The sequence below is a fragment of the Actinomadura logoneensis genome, assembly GCF_003428695.1.
Taxonomy (GTDB): Bacteria; Actinomycetota; Actinomycetes; order Streptosporangiales; family Streptosporangiaceae; genus Spirillospora; species Spirillospora logoneensis.
Genome location: NZ_QURH01000223.1, coordinates 1 through 15,524, shown reverse-complemented (window position 1 = coordinate 15,524; position 15,524 = coordinate 1). Strand labels below are relative to the sequence as shown.

Annotated in this window: 12 protein-coding genes; 3 read left to right on the top strand and 9 right to left on the bottom strand. The window is 72.8% G+C overall.

The features are described from left to right. Positions 1–275 precede the first annotated feature (275 nt). Positions 276–911, bottom strand: a complete 636-nt coding sequence (locus DZF91_RS12720) for a thymidylate synthase family protein (protein ID WP_235834242.1) — start codon at positions 909–911, stop codon at positions 276–278. A gap of 587 nt (positions 912–1,498) precedes the next feature. Between DZF91_RS12720 and DZF91_RS12715 the strand changes: the two genes are divergently transcribed. Next, positions 1,499–2,392, top strand: coding sequence for a hypothetical protein (locus tag DZF91_RS12715; protein WP_117357682.1), 894 nt, complete (start codon positions 1,499–1,501; stop codon positions 2,390–2,392). A 66-nt stretch (positions 2,393–2,458) separates the two neighbouring features. On the opposite strand, the gene ilvC is transcribed toward DZF91_RS12715, so the two are convergent. The 4 genes from ilvC to DZF91_RS12695 all read right to left on the bottom strand — a co-directional run bounded on the left by ilvC (position 2,459) and on the right by DZF91_RS12695 (position 9,294). Next, complete coding sequence (gene ilvC, locus DZF91_RS12710; RefSeq protein WP_117357681.1) at positions 2,459–3,442, bottom strand: ketol-acid reductoisomerase; 984 nt, start codon at positions 3,440–3,442, stop codon at positions 2,459–2,461. Positions 3,443–3,533: 91 nt separating this feature from the next. Continuing rightward, complete coding sequence (gene ilvN / locus DZF91_RS12705) at positions 3,534–4,058, bottom strand: acetolactate synthase small subunit (RefSeq protein WP_117357680.1); 525 nt, start codon at positions 4,056–4,058, stop codon at positions 3,534–3,536. Between the two features lie 5 nt (positions 4,059–4,063). After that, the gene (locus DZF91_RS12700) at positions 4,064–5,809 is read right to left on the bottom strand and encodes an acetolactate synthase large subunit (protein ID WP_117357679.1); all 1,746 of its coding nucleotides are present in this window, start codon (positions 5,807–5,809) and stop codon (positions 4,064–4,066) included. A gap of 464 nt (positions 5,810–6,273) precedes the next feature. Beyond that, positions 6,274–9,294, bottom strand: a complete 3,021-nt coding sequence (locus tag DZF91_RS12695; protein ID WP_117357678.1) for a putative bifunctional diguanylate cyclase/phosphodiesterase — start codon at positions 9,292–9,294, stop codon at positions 6,274–6,276. A 428-nt stretch (positions 9,295–9,722) separates the two neighbouring features. Here DZF91_RS12695 and DZF91_RS12685 point away from each other — a divergent pair, with 428 nt between their 5' ends. Beyond that, complete coding sequence (locus DZF91_RS12685; RefSeq protein WP_117357676.1) at positions 9,723–10,844, top strand: PQQ-dependent sugar dehydrogenase; 1,122 nt, start codon at positions 9,723–9,725, stop codon at positions 10,842–10,844. Between the two features lie 17 nt (positions 10,845–10,861). On the opposite strand, the gene DZF91_RS12680 is transcribed toward DZF91_RS12685, so the two are convergent. From DZF91_RS12680 to gatC, 4 genes are all read right to left on the bottom strand, one after another. Then, positions 10,862–11,476 (bottom strand): Uma2 family endonuclease, encoded by a 615-nt coding sequence (locus DZF91_RS12680; RefSeq protein ID WP_199486596.1) that lies wholly within the window; start codon positions 11,474–11,476, stop codon positions 10,862–10,864. Positions 11,477–11,617: 141 nt separating this feature from the next. Continuing rightward, the gene (gene gatB, locus DZF91_RS12675) at positions 11,618–13,102 is read right to left on the bottom strand and encodes an Asp-tRNA(Asn)/Glu-tRNA(Gln) amidotransferase subunit GatB (RefSeq protein ID WP_117357683.1); all 1,485 of its coding nucleotides are present in this window, start codon (positions 13,100–13,102) and stop codon (positions 11,618–11,620) included. 14 nt (positions 13,103–13,116) lie between these two features. After that, a complete protein-coding gene (gatA, locus tag DZF91_RS12670; protein WP_407920908.1) occupies positions 13,117–14,628 on the bottom strand; it encodes an Asp-tRNA(Asn)/Glu-tRNA(Gln) amidotransferase subunit GatA in 1,512 nt (503 codons plus the stop codon). Continuing rightward, positions 14,625–14,924 (bottom strand): Asp-tRNA(Asn)/Glu-tRNA(Gln) amidotransferase subunit GatC, encoded by a 300-nt coding sequence (gene gatC, locus DZF91_RS12665; RefSeq protein WP_117357673.1) that lies wholly within the window; start codon positions 14,922–14,924, stop codon positions 14,625–14,627. Before gatC ends, gatA begins: the two co-directional genes overlap by 4 nt. Positions 14,925–15,131: 207 nt before the next feature. Between gatC and DZF91_RS12660 the strand changes: the two genes are divergently transcribed. After that, positions 15,132–15,374, top strand: a complete 243-nt coding sequence (locus DZF91_RS12660; RefSeq protein WP_117357672.1) for a DUF6458 family protein — start codon at positions 15,132–15,134, stop codon at positions 15,372–15,374. The last annotated feature ends 150 nt before the right edge of the window (positions 15,375–15,524 follow it).

Genomic DNA, 15,524 nt, shown 5'->3' with positions numbered 1-15,524 from the left:
CGGCCCGGCGGACGGCGGGGCCGCCTGCACGGCGGCCTGCCCGGCGAGCAGGACGCCGACGGCACCGGCCGCCGCGATCGCGGCGCGCGCGCTGCTGCGCATTCGCAACTCCTTTGCGAGAAGGGGGTTGGAGGCTTAACCTACTGGAAAAGTAGGAAATACCCTCGGAGCGACACCGGTGAGCTTGATCACAACCGATGTCGCCCGCGCGATCACAGCCCGGCGTCGCCCGCGCGGCGCCCGTTCAGGCCCGCGCGGCCGGCGGACGTTACGCGTCAGGCCGCTTCGGGCTGGGCGGCGAGGATGGACGCGACGCGCTCGGCGTCCTCGACGGCGACGTGCGGGACGTCCACGAAGACCCGCATCGGCCCCGCCGGGAGGCCCAGCCTGTCGGCGACCTCCAACTGCACCTCGCGCAGCGGCACGTACGACAGGTACGCCCGGTACACGTTCTGGGAGCGGAACATGGCCGTCATGACCAGCCGGTAGCCGCGTAGCCGGAACGCGAGCGCCACCAGGCACGGCACGGAGTCGGCGGGCTCCCCCGGGTCGGTCAGCGAGACCCACGCGCTGGTCGTCCACGGACGGGCGCGCAGCAGCCCGGCGGCCCAGCGGAGCTGGTCCACCCCGTGCCGGTCGCGCAGCCGGCCGCCGAACCCGCCCGCGTCCTCGGCGCACTCGCGCGAGGCGCGCGACCAGTGCGCGATCCGGGCGCGGTCGCCGTACCGGAGCAGGACGGGGTCGTTCCAGCCGAGCGAGGCGATCTCGAACAGGACGGGCGGGCCCTCGATGATCGGCCCGCCGTCCTCCATGCCCGCCTCGCCGGCCCGCCAGACGTGCCGCAGCAGCCCGATCCACGCCTGCCCGCACGTGTCCCAGTGCCGGGGGTCTCCCCGCGCGGCCGGGCCCACCTCACACCCCCGCCGAGGACGGTTCCGGACGGACCACAAGGAATTGCAGAGAATTACCTTCTCGCCCGCCGCGTCGGCGGCAGTTGTTCACCGTCAGAGCGTCCCGGCCGCACCCCCGGGGCCGGTCCGCGAAAGCGCCGTTCATCACTCTCGCCCCACTGCCGCTCGGGGCGCGGCCACCATCGCAGGTTCGGGCCGGTGCGCCGAACCGCCGCGGCCGTCGCGGCTCGCTTTCAGTATCCGACAGAGAACTCCAAAAAGGTAGATTTCCCTCGCCATACGGTCGCGGGAATCTTTACGCGCCGTACTGGCGGAGCCGTATCGGACGACCCGTCCAACGACCTCGCAGCCCCACCGTGGCCGGGCGAACCGCGCGCCGGACGGCCCCCGCCACGGCCCGGCCGACCCCTCGCCGCCGCGCTTCCGGTCGGCCGCCACGCCGACCGCCGAGCGCCCGAAATCCGCATCAGACCGGCCCTCACCAGGGGGAACACCGTGCCGACGGCGACACGCTGTGACGATTTCACGGTACGCAGCGTCCCGGGCCTTTACCGTGACCGTGGTACCCGAACCGATCTGGAGAGCCCGTGACCCCGGACTGCACGATCAGCGTTCTGCACGACGTCCTGCGCGGGTACGACCGGCGCTTCCTGGAACTGGACCGGGCGGAGCAGGACCGGCTCCTCGACGAGACCCGGCGGTTCCTCGGCGAGTCCGGCCCGAGCGAGGAGACCCGGGCCGCCCTGCCCTCCGCCTACCGGCTGCGCGCCTTCTGCATCCAGCGCGGGCTGCGCGACGAGCTGGAGCGGCTGATCCGGGACGAGGCGGCGGGCGTCGCCGGCGGCGCGGTCGTGGTCGGCGGGCGCGTCTACGCCGTCTACCCCTACCTGCGCGGCGTCCCCCGCCAGGACGCCGACATCACCGCCGAGGTCGGCGTCGATCACCGGCTGGACGCGGCGAGCTGGAAGAACGGCCGGCTCCGCCTGGTCGGCCGCGCGGCCGTCGAACGCGTCGAGACGCGCCGCACGACCGTGGAGGTGCTGCTGCGCGACCGCGACGCGGGCGCCGAGCACCGGATCGCCGCCGAACCCACCGGCGACGGCGGCGGCGAGGCGTTCAGCGCGGTCGCCGACCCGGCCGTCCTCGGGCCCGGACGCTGGGACGTCCACGTCGCGGCGTCCGCGCTCGGGGTCACCCGGGAAGCACGGTTCGGCGGCGTCCGGGGGCCCGCGTTCAAGCTGGACGAGACGCCCCGCGCCATCCCGTTGGAGCTGGCCCGCGCCGTCCCCGCGCAGGAGGCCCAGACCGCTACCGCCCAGGCCGCCCCTTCACAGGCCGTCCCTTCACAGGCCGCACCCGCGCAGGATCTTGAGGCGCGCCTGCACCTGACCGGGAGCGGAGGCCATCTGACGCTGCTCGTCGGCGCGGCGACGCGTCCGATGCCGCTGCGTACCCGGATCCGCCGCCGCCTCGCGCGTTGACCCCGAAAAACGAAGGAAAACGGAAAGGCGGGCGCCAGGGCGCCCGCCTTCCGAACCGCGACGACGTCAGTCGTTCAGCCAGCTCATCATCGGACGCAGCTTCGCGCCGGTCTCCTCGATGGGGTGCGCGGCGAGGTTCTTGCGGTACTCGGCGAACTTCGCCTGGCCCGACTCGAACTCCTCGATGAGCTCCTTGGCGTACTCGCCGGACTGGATCTCGCCGAGGATGGCCTGCATGGCCTTCTTGGTCTCCGGCGTGATCACGCGCGGGCCGCGGGTGAGGCCGCCGTACTCGGCGTTGTCGGACACCGACCAGTACATCTTGGAGATGCCGCCCTCGTACATGAGGTCGACGATCAGCTTGAGCTCGTGCAGCACCTCGAAGTAGGCGACCTCGGGCTGGTAGCCCGCCTCGGTCAGCACCTCGAAGCCGGTCTTGACCAGCTCGGACGCGCCGCCGCAGAGCACGGCCTGCTCACCGAACAGGTCGGTCTCGGTCTCCTCGGTGAAGGTCGTCTTGATGCCGCCCGCGCGCAGCCCGCCGATGCCCTTGGCGTAGGCGAGCGCGAGGTCCCAGGCGTTGCCCGAGGCGTCCTTCTCGACCGCGACGATCACCGGGACGCCGCGTCCGGCGGTGAACTGGCGGCGGACCAGGTGGCCCGGGCCCTTCGGCGCGACCATGGCGACGTCCACGCCCTCCGGCGGCTGGACCAGGCCGTAGCGGATGGAGAAGCCGTGGCCGAAGAACAGCGCGTCGCCCTCGACCAGCGCGGGCCGGATGTCGTTCTCGAAGATCTCGCGGTGGTGGTGGTCGGGCGCGAGCAGCATGATCAGGTCGGCCTCCTCGGCCGCCTCGCGCGGGGTGAGCACGCGCAGGCCCTCGGCCTCGGCCTTCTCCCGGCTCGCCGAGCCCTCGCGCAGGCCGACGCGGACGTCGACGCCGGAGTCGCGCAGCGACAGCGCGTGCGCGTGGCCCTGGCTGCCGTAGCCGATGATGGCGACGTGCCGGTTCTGCAGGACGCTCAGGTCGGCGGCGTCGTCGTAGAACATCTCAGCCACTTCTATGTGCCTTTCGTTGCGGAGCGGTTTGCCCTGGCCGGACGGAGCCGGGCGGTTCCGGACAGGTCGTGCGGGTGGGACGTCAGGCGGAGCGCTCGATGGCGCGCAGCGAGCGGTCGGTGATGGACCGCGCGCCGCGGCCGACGGCCACCATGCCGGACTGGACGAGTTCCTTGATGCCGAACGGCTCCAGGACGCGGATGAACGCGTCCAGCTTGTCGCGGTTGCCGGTGGCCTCGATGGTGACCGCGTCGGGCGCGACGTCCACCACCTTGGCACGGAACAGCGACACCGTCTCCAGGACCTGCGAGCGGGTCTCGGCGTCGGCGCGGACCTTGACCAGGACCAGCTCGCGCTGGACCGACTGGGCCGGGTCCAGCTCGACGATCTTGAGCACGTTGACCAGCTTGTTCAGCTGCTTGGTGACCTGCTCGAGCGGCAGGCTCTCGACGTTCACCACGATCGTCATGCGGGAGATCTCGGGGTGCTCGGTCGTGCCGACCGCGAGCGACTCGATGTTGAAGCCGCGCCGGGAGAACAGGGCCGCGACCCGCGCGAGGATGCCGGGCGTGTTCTCCACCAGCACCGAGAGGGTGTGTTGGCTCATCGGGGTCAGTCTCCGTTCTCCCAGTCGGGAGCCATGTCCCGGGCGATCTTGATGTCGTCGTTGGCGGTCCCGGCGGCGACCATCGGCCAGACCATGGCGTCCTGGTGGACGACGAAGTCGATGACGACCGGGACGTCGTTGATCTCCATGGCCTTGGCGATCACGGCGTCCACGTCCTCGGGGCGCTCGCAGCGCAGCCCGATGCAACCGTACGCCTCGGCGAGCTTGACGAAGTCGGGGATGCGCTTGGAGTGCAGGTTCGTGTTGCTGTAGCGGCCGTCGTAGAAGAGCGTCTGCCACTGCCGGACCATGCCGAGGTTGCCGTTGTTGATGACCGCGACCTTGATCGGGATGCCCTCGATCGCGCAGGTCGCCAGCTCCTGGTTGGTCATCTGGAAGCAGCCGTCGCCGTCGATCGACCAGACCGCCGAGTCGGGCCGGCCGACCTTGGCGCCCATGGCCGCCGGGACGGAGAAGCCCATCGTGCCCGCGCCGCCCGAGTTCAGGAACGCGCCCGGCCGCTCGTACTTGATGAACTGCGCGGCCCACATCTGGTGCTGGCCGACGCCCGCGACGTAGTAGGCGTCCGGCCCGGCCAGCTGCCCGATCCGCTCGATGACGAACTGCGGCGACAGGCCGCCATCCTCGGGGAGGTCGTAGCCGAGCGGGTAGGTCCGGCGCCACGCCTCGAGCTGCCGCCACCAGGTGGAGTAGTCGCCGCGGCGGCCGGCGTCGTGCTCGGCCTGGACCGCGACCACCAGGTCCGCGATCACCTCGCGGGCGTCGCCGACGATCGGGACGTCCGCGTGCCGGTTCTTGGAGATCTCGGCCGGGTCGATGTCGGCGTGCACGACCTTCGCGCCCGGCGCGAAGCCGTCCAGCTTGCCGGTGACCCGGTCGTCGAACCGGGCGCCCAGCGCGACGAGCAGGTCCGAGCGCTGCAGCGCGCCGACCGCGCCGACGCTGCCGTGCATGCCCGGCATACCCATGTGCAGCGGGTGGCTGTCGGGCAGCGCGCCCTTGGCCATCAGGGTGGTGACGACCGGCGCGCCGGTCAGCTCGGCGAGCACCTTCAGCTCGGCCGCCGCGTTCGCCTTCAGCACGCCGCCGCCCACGTACAGGACGGGCCGCTCCGCCTCGACGATCAGCCGGGCCGCCTCGCGGACCTGCTTGGAGTGCGGTCGGGTGACCGGCCGGTACCCGGGGAGCCGCATCTGGACGGGCCACTCGAACCCGAAGGTGGCCTGGAGGGCGTCCTTGGCGATGTCGACCAGGACGGGTCCGGGGCGTCCGGTGGAGGCGATGTGGAACGCCTCGACGATCGTCCGGGCGATGTCCTCGGCGTTGGTGACCAGGAAGTTGTGCTTGGTGATCGGCATCGTGATGCCGGAGATGTCGGCCTCCTGGAAGCCGTCGGTCCCGATCAGCGAGGTGGCCACCTGACCGGTGATCGCCACCATCGGGGTCGAGTCCATGTAGGCGTCGGAGATGGGCGTCACCAGGTTCGTCGCGCCGGGGCCGCTGGTGGCCATGCACACCCCGACCTTCCCGGTCACCGCCGCGTAGCCCTGCGCCGCGTGCCCCGCCCCCTGCTCGTGCCGGACCAGGATGTGCCGGATCTTGCGGGAGTCGAAGAGCGGGTCGTAGGCCGGGAGGATCGCGCCGCCCGGGATGCCGAACACGGTGTCGACGCCGACGTTCTCCAGGGCGCGGACCAGCGCCTGGGCTCCCGTCATCTGTTCGGTCGTCATGGTTCCGATTCCTTGGGGACAGGCCCGCGTCCAGGGGGCGCGGGTGCGCTTCGGGTGCACTCGGCCAACAAAAAACCCCCGCCCGCCCGGATGGCGGTCGAGGGAAGCGCGCAGGTGGGAGTGCTTGATCAGCCTGCGCGCCGACCAAGTACTACGAGAATGATGGAGAAGCTCTGCACGGTGACCACTTTGGCCGACGTTCCACTCCCCGGTCAAATCCTTGGACACTTTATCTCAGCATATGAGATGCGGGAGAAATGCCGGGGACCCCGAGGAACCTCGGCGGGTCGCCGGAAGAGAGGGGCGAGGGGGACGTCCGGGGACGGCACGGGGGAAGAGAGGGGCGAGGGGGACGTCCGGGGACGGCACGGGGCCGTCAGGTGGTCAGCACGGGGCCGTCAGGTGGTCAGCACAGGGCCGTCAGGTGGTCAGCACAGGGCCGTCAGGTGGTCAGCACAGGGCCGTCAGGTGGTCAGCGCGGACCCTTCCAGCGGCAGGCCGATCGAGCCCGGAGTGCCCCGCAGGTTGGTGCGGACGAGCGATTCGACGCGTCCGGCGGCCATCGGACGCGCCACCAGGAAGCCCTGGCCGCGCGGGCAGTCCATCTCGCGCAGCAGCTCGAGCTGCTCGGGCCGCTCGATCCCCTCGGCGACCACCGTGAGACCGAGATCACTGCCCAGCCGGACGATCGTCCGGGTGAGCAGGGTGAGCGTCTCGTCCCGGCCGAGCCCCGCCACGAACGACGGGTCGATCTTGATGATGTCCACCGGGAGCTGCCCCAGGTAGGCCAGGGACGCGTAGCCGGTGCCGAAGTCGTCGATCGCGAGCCGGACGCCCAGGTCGCGCAGCCGCGACAGCCGCTCCACGTTGTGCCCGCCGTCCTCGACGAGCACCTCCTCGCGGACCTCCAGGGTCAGCGCGTGCGGCGGCAGGCCGGTCTGCTCCAGCGCCGCCGCGACCGACTCCACGAACCGCGGCGCGGCGATCTGCCGGGCGGTGAAGTTCACCGACAGGCCGATGTCCCAGGAGTCCGCGCGCCAGCGCGCCACCTCCCGGCACGCCTCGTGCAGCACCCAGTCGCCGAGCGGGATCATCAGGCCGGACTCCTCGGCCGGGCCGATGAACTCCTCCGGCGGCACCGGCTCGCTCCCCCGCCACCAGCGGACGAGCGCCTCCACGCCGGTCACCCGGGACGTGCCGAGCTCCACGACCGGCTGGAACTCGACCGCGAACTCCTCCTCGGCGAGCGCCCGCTGCAGGTCGCTGCCGAGTTCGAGCCGGCGGACCACGTCCACGTGCATGTGCGGCGCGAACACCTCGACGCGTCCGCCGCCGAGCTCCTTGGCCCGCGCCATCGCCAGGTCGCCGTTGCGGATCAGGTCGGCCGCGCTGCGCCGCGCCGCCGCGGGACCGCCCGGCTCGGCGTCCCGGCGCGCCCCGGACCGGCCGTCCGGCCCCTCCAGGGGGTCGGAGTCGCCGATGAACGCGATGCCCACGCTCGCGGTGAGCGCGATGTTCTTGCTGCCGACCCGGTACGGCTCGGTGGACAGGACGCGCAGCAGCCGCTCGGCGAGCTCGACCGCCGCCTGCGAGTCGCTGCCCGGGAGCTGCAGCATCACGGCGAACTCGTCGCCGCCCCAGCGCGCCACCGTGTCGTCGGCCTGGACGGTGCCGCGCAGCCGCCGCGCCGCCTGCGCGAGGACCTGGTCGCCCGCCGCGTGCCCGGCCGAGTCGTTGATGTCGGTGAAGCCGTCCAGGTCCACGAAGACGACCGCGACCGTGCCCTGGCCGCCCGGCTCGCCGTCCTCGGCGCGCCGCGCGGCCGGATGCTCCAGCCGGGACAGCACCTCGCGGGTGCGCTCCTCGAAGTACGCGCGGTTCGGCAGGCCGGTCAGGCCGTCGTGGAAGGTCAGGTGCGCCACCTGGCGCTGCAGCGCCGCCTGCTCGGACAGGTCGCGGGTGGTGACCAGCAGCCGTCCGGGCGCGCCGCCCCCGCCGCTGTACCGCGACACCGTCGACTCGGTCGGCAGCCATGTGCCGTCCGCGGCCCGGACCCGGCACGCCACCCGCAGCGACCGGCCGGGGAACCGCCCGGCCAGCAGCGGCGGCGGACCGTCGTCGAGGTCGTCCTCCAGCTCGACGTCCGGCAGCAGGTCCGACGCGGGGTCGCGGAGCATGGCCGCCCGGGCGTCGCCGTCCCCGGCGAGGAAGGAGGCGAACACCTCGCGGACGCGCGGCAGGTCCTCCGGGTGGATGATCTCGCCGAGCGGACGGCCGAGCAGCTCGGCCGCGTCGTAGCGGTAGGTGCGCAGCGCGCCCGCGCTGGCGTACTGGACGACCGCGTCCAGGTCGCAGATCAGCACGGCGTCGTTGATGCTCTCCGACAGCGCGCGGAAGTGGTCCTCGCCGGTCTCGACGGCACGGCGCAGCGCGTCGTTCTCGCGCAGCAGCTCGGCCAGCCGGGCGAGCAGGACGAGCGTGGCCGTCCCCGCGACGATCGGCACGACCGGGTCGATCCCGGACCGTCCGGTCAGCGAGTGGCCGGTGACGAACAGCGCGGCGAGGGCGGCGACGGCGGCGGTGGCGAGACCCGGGCCGATCATCCGGCCGCGCCGGGGACGGGCCGCCGGGGCCGCGCCCGCGGCGTCGCCCGGCAGCCACGGCACCAGGACGAGCAGCAGCAGTCCGGCCAGCCGGAGGATGTCGGCGGGGTCGTCGGCGGGCGCGCCGCCCCGCAGCCGGACGACCGTGGTCACGACGTCCGCCGCCGCGAACGCCGTCAGCGCGCCGTAGGCGAGCCACGCGGGCCGCCGGTGGCCGCGTCCCGTGCCCAGCACGAACGGCAGCGAACCGCACACCAGGACCGTTCCGACCAGCGGATACAGCAGTTCGAGGAGGAACTCGCCCGGCGACTCGCCGGACCGGTGGAACAGCGTCCCGAACAGCGCCACCCAGCCGAGCACGAACAGCCCGGCGACGCAGACGTAGGTGTCGGCGGCGTACCGCGCCCACAGCCGCGGCGCGCGCGGCGGCCTGATCGGCAGGACCAGGCCCGTGACCAGCGCGAACATCGCCACCAGGTAGAACGGGTCCGTGATCGAGAGGGCGAGCGTCCCCCCGCCGTGCAGCATCGCCGACAGGGTGCGGGTGAGCGCGCCGATCCCCCAGGACGCCGCGGCGAGCCCGAACCAGCGCCAGGACGCCCGCGCGGGGACCTGCTCGGGTACGTCGGGCGGCTCGGGCACGTCGGGGGGCTCGTCGTCCGCGGGCACGCCGGCGGTCGCCGGGACGGGACGGACGCGGCGCAGCGCCGGCGGCAGCAGGCAGGTCGCGGCGGCGGCAGCGGCGGCCGTCTCGGCCCAGCCGAGGTAGGCCGGGCCGCCCCAGCCGAGCAGGGAGCCCACGGCGTAGAGCACGCCGATGACCGCGACCATGCCGACCGGTACCGCCCAGGGCGGCAGCCGTCTGGCCCTCTCGCCGCTCATCGCGCCGTGTCCCTCCCTGCCCGTCGGGACCTGCCGGTCCCCGGCGCGCTCTGGCGCGCACCCGATGCGTCTCGTCCCCCCGGTCACCCGCCGGTCGCAGGGTCAACGCCCGATGCCGGGTGGTTCGTGCCCCACGCGCGGTGGCCGTGGGGGCGGCGGCGGGCGTCCGGCTGCGCCGGCGGTGGGACAGCGACGTTGCTGCATGGCGGGATCACCGTGATGCTCAATGTACGTTCCGTAGGTCACGGAGCGATTGAGGCTGGGCGTCCTCCCGGCGACAAACCCGAGCCCCGGCGCCCGTCCCGCCGCGTGTTCCCCCAGATCGGCCCCTCTTCGCACGACACGCCGGAGATCGCGCCGGGCGAGGTCCGCGGGGCCGTCGGGCGGGGGTGGTTGGAGCGCGGCCGGGCCGGGGATTGAATGAACCTATGCGCACCATCGGCACGTCCGGGGCGGGCACGCGGCTGCTCGCCGCCGTCCTCGGGACCGTCCTGCTCGGCGGGTGCGGTTCCATCGACCCCACCCGCACCGCGCAGACCCCGCCGCCCGTCTCCCCCGCCCCCGACTCCCCGCCGCCCGGGACGGCCGTGCCCGGCACGCCCCGCGACCTGGTGACCGGGCTGTCGGTCCCCTGGGCCATCGCGTTCCTGCCGAACCGGGACGCGCTGGTGACCGAGCGCGACACCGCCCACCTGCTCCGCGTCACCCCGGACGGCAGGCGCACCGACCTCGGCCGCGTCCCGGGCGTCGTGCCGTCCGGCGAGGGCGGCCTGCTCGGCGTGGCGGTCTCGCCGTCCTTCGACCGGGACCACCGGGTCTACCTGTACTTCACGTCCGCGACCGACAACCGCCTGGCGCGCCTCACCCTGGACGGCGACAGGCTCGGCGCGCCGCAGCCGCTGCTGACCGGCGCCCCCAAGGGCCAGAACCACAACGGCGGACGCATCGCCTTCGGCCCCGACGGGATGCTCTACATCGGCACCGGCGAGACCTACCGCACCGAACTCGCCCAGGACCGCGCCTCCCTCGGCGGCAAGATCCTGCGCGTCACGCCCGACGGGAAGCCCGCCCCGGGCAACCCGTTCAACTCCCCCGTCTGGACGTGGGGCCACCGCAACGTCCAGGGCCTGGCCTGGGACGACGCGAACCGCCTCTACGCCACCGAGTTCGGCCAGGACCGATTCGACGAGATCAACCTCGTCCAGAAGGGCCGGAACTACGGCTGGCCGAAGGTCGAGGGCTTCGGCAAGGACGCGCGCTACACCAACCCCCTGCTCACCTGGCCCACCTCCGAGGCGTCCCCGTCCGGCCTCGCCTACGCCAAGGGCTCGCTCTGGGCCGCCGCGCTCCGCGGCACCCGCCTCTGGCAGGTCCCGCTGAACAACGGCAAGCCGGGCACGCCGATCGCCTACTTCAACGGCGCCTACGGCCGCCTCCGCGCCGTCGTCCGCGCCCCCGACGGCAACCTGTGGGTCACCACCAGCAACCACGACGGCCGAGGCGACCCGAAACCCGGCGACGACCGCATCCTCGTCCTCCCCCTCCGCTGACCCGAAAGGAACGCCCCTCAGTACTCCAGCTCGGACCACGTGATCGTGACCGGAAGCGGTTCGTTCACCTTGGGCTCGCCGCCGGCCTCCTTCATGAAGGTGCCCACGTGCTTGTAGAGCCCGGCGGCCCGGTCGAGCTGGTACCGCTCGATCACGGAGACGCCCGTGCCTCCCGTACGCACGATCCAGTAGTGCGGAATCCCGGCCCGCGCGTACTCTCCGAGCTTGTCCACCGTGTCCTGGGTCTCCGACCCCGGCGAGACGACCTCGCAGACGAGCAGGACGTGCCGGGGCCGAAGCCCCTCCCGGCTTTCCCGGTCGAGGCACTGGTAGAGGACGACATCCGGGCGGCGGTTCAGGAACGGCACGTCGCGGAGCCTGAGATCGATGTCGAAATCCACTTCGACGCACGGATGGCCCCGGTCCATCGCCTCGCGGGCATACCGCTCGACGAGCGTGGTCAGGCGGCGCACCACCCGCTGGTGCTCCGGTGTGGGCGCCGCGCAGAAGACGACATAGCCGTCCACGACCTCGATGGTCCTGGCGATCTCCTCCGGCAGCGCCTCGTACTCCTCGGCGCTTACCCGCTTCGGCTGCGGCCGGAGGCTACGCAGCCAATCGTCGTCCGGCATCGCCGTCATGCGGGTCCCCAGTCGTTGCGATGGTCGCTACCACGGCACAGCATAAACACCCCACGCGTTCGGGGTGGTCAGAGCGGGGACGGCGACGGCCGCCTGGCCCGGGTGGGGCAGGCGGCCGTCGGGTGGGGCGGGTCAGCCCTGGTCGAGCTTCTTGAGGAGGAGCTCGCGGGCGCGGGCGGCGTCGGCCTGGCCGCGGCTGGCCTTCATGACGGCGCCGACCAGGGCGCCGACGGCGGCGACCTTGCCGGAGCGGACCTTGTCGGCGGCGTCGGCGTTGTCGGCGATCACCTGGTCGATGATCGCCTCCAGGGCGCCGTCGTCCGACACGACCTTGAGGCCGCGCGCGGCGACGACCTCGTCCGGGGCGCCCTCGCCGGCGAGGACGCCCTCGAAGACCTTGCGGGCGAGCTTGTCGTTGAGCTCCCGGGCGTCCACCATCGCCTGGACGCGGGCGACCTGCTCCGGCGTGATCGGCAGGTCGGCGAGCTCGACGCCCTGCTCGGTCGCGCGGCGGGACAGCTCGTTCATCCACCACTTGCGGGCGGCCCCGGCGTCCGCGCCGGCCTTGATCGTGTCCTCGATCAGGGTGAGCGCGCCGGCGTTGACGACGTCGCGCAGCTCCAGGTCGGTGAGGCCCCACTCGGCCTGGACGCGGCGGCGGTGCGCGGCGGGCAGCTCGGGCAGCGTGGCGCGCAGCTCCTCGACCCACTCGCGGGACGGCGCCATCGGGATGAGGTCGGGCTCCGGGAAGTACCGGTAGTCCTGCGCCTCCTCCTTGGACCGGCCGCTGGTGGTGGTGCCGGTCGCCTCCTGGAAGTGCCGGGTCTCCTGGGTGATCCGGCCGCCGGCGGCGAGCACGCCCGCCTGCCGCTCGATCTCGGACCGGACGGCCCGCTCCACCGAGCGCAGCGAGTTCACGTTCTTGGTCTCGGTGCGGGTGCCCCACTCGGACGCGCCGCGCGGCATGAGGGACACGTTGACGTCGCAGCGCATCGAGCCCTGCTCCATCTTCACGTCCGACACGCCGAGGGAGCGGACCAGGTCGCGCAGCTCGGTGGCGTACGCGCGGGCCACCAGCGGGGCCTTGTCGCCGGTCGCGGTGATCGGCTTGGTGACGATCTCGACCAGCGGGATGCCCGCCCGGTTGTAGTCCACCAGGGAGTGGTCGGCGCCGTGGATGCGGCCGGTCTCGCCGCCGACGTGCAGCGACTTGCCGGTGTCCTCCTCCATGTGGACGCGCTCGATCTCGATCCGGTAGATGTCGCCCTCGACCTCGACCTCGAGGTGGCCGTCGACGCACAGCGGCTCGTCGTACTGGGAGATCTGGTAGTTCTTCGGCATGTCCGGATAGAAGTAGTTCTTCCGGGCGAACCGGCACCACTCCACGATGTCGCAGTTCAGCGCCAGGCCGATCTTGATGATGCCCTCGATCGCGGCCTTGTTGGTCACCGGCAGCGACCCCGGCAGGCCGAGGCAGACCGGGCAGACCTGGGTGTTCGGCGGGGCGCCGAACTCGGTGCGGCAGCCGCAGAACATCTTCGACGCGGTGCCCAGCTCGATGTGGGTCTCGATGCCCAGCACCGGCTCGAAGCGCGCCAGCGCCTCGTCGTACTTCATCGGCGTCTCCACGCTCACTCGCCCGCCTCCAGCTTCGGGGCCTTCGCCAGCAGCGGGCCGCCCCAGCGGTCTTCCAGGGCCTTCTCCAGGGCCGCGCCCACCCGGTAGACGCGGTCGTCGGCCAGCACCGGCGCCATGATCTGCAGGCCGACCGGCAGGCCGTCCTCGTCGGCCAGGCCGCACGGGATCGAGATCGCCGGGTTGCCCGACAGGTTGGCCGGGATGGTGCACAGGTCGGCCAGGTACATCGCCATCGGGTCGTCGGCGCGCTCGCCGATCGGGAAGGCGGTGGTCGGCGTGGTCGGCGAGATCAGCACGTCCACCTGCTCGAACGCGGCCTCGAAGTCGCGCATGATCAGCGTCCGGACCTGCTGGGCCTTGCCGTAGTAGGCGTCGTAGTAGCCGGACGACAGCGCGTAGGTGCCGAGCATGATGCGCCGCTTGACCTCGGGGCCGAAGCCCTCGGCGCGGGTCAGCGCCATGACCTCCTCGGCGCTGCGGACGCCGTCGTCGCCGACGCGCAGGCCGAACCGCATGGCGTCGAAGCGGGCCAGGTTGGACGAGCACTCCGACGGCGCGATCAGGTAGTACGCGGGCATCGCGTAGGTGAAGTGCGGGCACGACACCTCGACGACCTTGGCGCCCATCGACTCCAGCAGCTCGACGGTCTCGTCGAAGCGGTTCAGGACCCCGCGCTGGTAGCCCTCGCCCGCGAACTCCTTGACGACGCCGACGCGCAGCCCGTTGACGTCGGCGCGGCGCGCGGCGTCCACGACCGGCGGGACGGGCGCGTCGATCGAGGTGGAGTCCATCGGGTCGTGGCCGGAGAACGCGGCCTGCATGAGCGCGGCGTCCAGCACGCTGCGGGCGAACGGGCCGGGGGTGTCCAGGGACGACGCGAACGCGATCATGCCGTAGCGGGACGCGCCGCCGTAGGTCGGCTTCATGCCGACCAGGCCGGTCACGGCCGCGGGCTGGCGGATCGAGCCGCCGGTGTCGGTGCCGGTGCCGAGCGGCGCCTCGTAGGCCGCGACGGCCGCCGACGACCCGCCGGACGAACCGCCGGGGATGCGGTCGAGGTCCCACGGGTTGTGGGACGGCCCGAACGCGCTGTTCTCGGTGGACGACCCCATGGCGAACTCGTCCATGTTGGTCTTGCCGAGGATGACCATCCCGGCGGCGCGCAGCCGCGCGGTCACGGTCGCGTCGTACGGCGGACGCCAGCCCTCCAGGATCTTGGACCCGGCGGTGGTCGGCATGTCCGCGGTGGTGAAGACGTCCTTGTGCGCGACCGGGACGCCGGCCAGCGGGCCCAGCTCCTCGCCCGCGCCGCGGCGCTCGTCCACGGCCCGCGCCTGCGCGAGCGCGCCCTCGCGGTCCACGTGCAGGAACGCGCGGACCCGGCCGTCCACGGCCTCGATCCGGTCCAGGTGGGCGGCGGCGACCTCCTCGGCGGAGGTCTCGCCGGAGGCGATCAGCTCCCCGAGCTCGGCGGCGCCCTTCCCGATCAGCTCGCTCACGCTCACGCCTCCTCGTCCAGGATCCGCGGTACCCGGAAGCGCTGCTCCTCGGCCGCCGGAGCGCCGGCGAGCGCCTGCTCCGGGGTCAGCGAGGGCCGGTTCTCGTCGGCCCGGTAGACGTTGGTCAGCGGCAGCGCGTGCGAGGTCGGCGGGATGTCCTCCGCCGCGACCTCCTGGACCCGCGCGACCGCGGAGATGATCTGGTCGAGCTGGGCGGCGAGATGGTCGAGCTCGTCCTCGCCGAGCGCCAGCCGGGACAGCCGGGCGAGGTGCGCGACCTCGGCTCGGGTGATCGCGGACATGTGCGGACTCGTTCCTACGGGTTGACTGGATTCCCCCTCATCCTATGGGTCCCGGCCGTCTGGACCGACTCGTTTACCCAGCATGATCGGCCACACCCCCGCGCACTCCCCGGGCGCTCGCCCGGCCCGCCGGAACGGCGCTCCCTGTTTCAACCGCGTCCTCGGGGAACGGACAGGGAGCAACTTCGGCAACGGAAGGAGATCGCGGTGACCATCGGCGGCAGTATCGCCCTGATCATCATCGGCGCCATCCTGTCCTACGCGGTCGACTACCAGTTCAGTGGTGTCGACATCCGCGTGGTCGGCATCATCCTCATGCTCGGCGGGCTGCTCGGGCTGGTCATCGGCATCGTCCGCATCGCCAGCGCGCGGCGCCGTCCGGTCGCCCCGCCGCCCACCGTCCGCGAGGAGCGCTACTACGAGGACCCGGAACTGCGCCGTCGCTACTGAGCCCGTCGCCCCTGTCGAACCCCTCGCCCCCGACGCCGGCGTTCCTCGTGTCCGCCGCCTCCCCCGCTGACGCCCTGGGCGGCCGGGGGGCGGGTCACTGGCGGCCCACCGGCGCGGGGCGGCCGTCGAGCGGCGCGTCGCCCTCGTCCG

Coding starts and splice junctions, on each gene's coding strand:
- gatC (WP_117357673.1), bottom strand. CDS start 14,924: ATGTCCGCGATCACCCGAGCCGAGGTCGCGCACCTCGCCCGGCTGTCC.
- DZF91_RS12680 (WP_199486596.1), bottom strand. CDS start 11,476: ATGCCGGACGACGATTGGCTGCGTAGCCTCCGGCCGCAGCCGAAGCGG.
- DZF91_RS12685 (WP_117357676.1), top strand. CDS start 9,723: ATGCGCACCATCGGCACGTCCGGGGCGGGCACGCGGCTGCTCGCCGCC.
- ilvC (WP_117357681.1), bottom strand. CDS start 3,442: ATGTTCTACGACGACGCCGCCGACCTGAGCGTCCTGCAGAACCGGCAC.
- gatB (WP_117357683.1), bottom strand. CDS start 13,102: ATGAAGTACGACGAGGCGCTGGCGCGCTTCGAGCCGGTGCTGGGCATC.
- DZF91_RS12695 (WP_117357678.1), bottom strand. CDS start 9,294: ATGAGCGGCGAGAGGGCCAGACGGCTGCCGCCCTGGGCGGTACCGGTC.
- ilvN (WP_117357680.1), bottom strand. CDS start 4,058: ATGAGCCAACACACCCTCTCGGTGCTGGTGGAGAACACGCCCGGCATC.
- DZF91_RS12700 (WP_117357679.1), bottom strand. CDS start 5,809: ATGACGACCGAACAGATGACGGGAGCCCAGGCGCTGGTCCGCGCCCTG.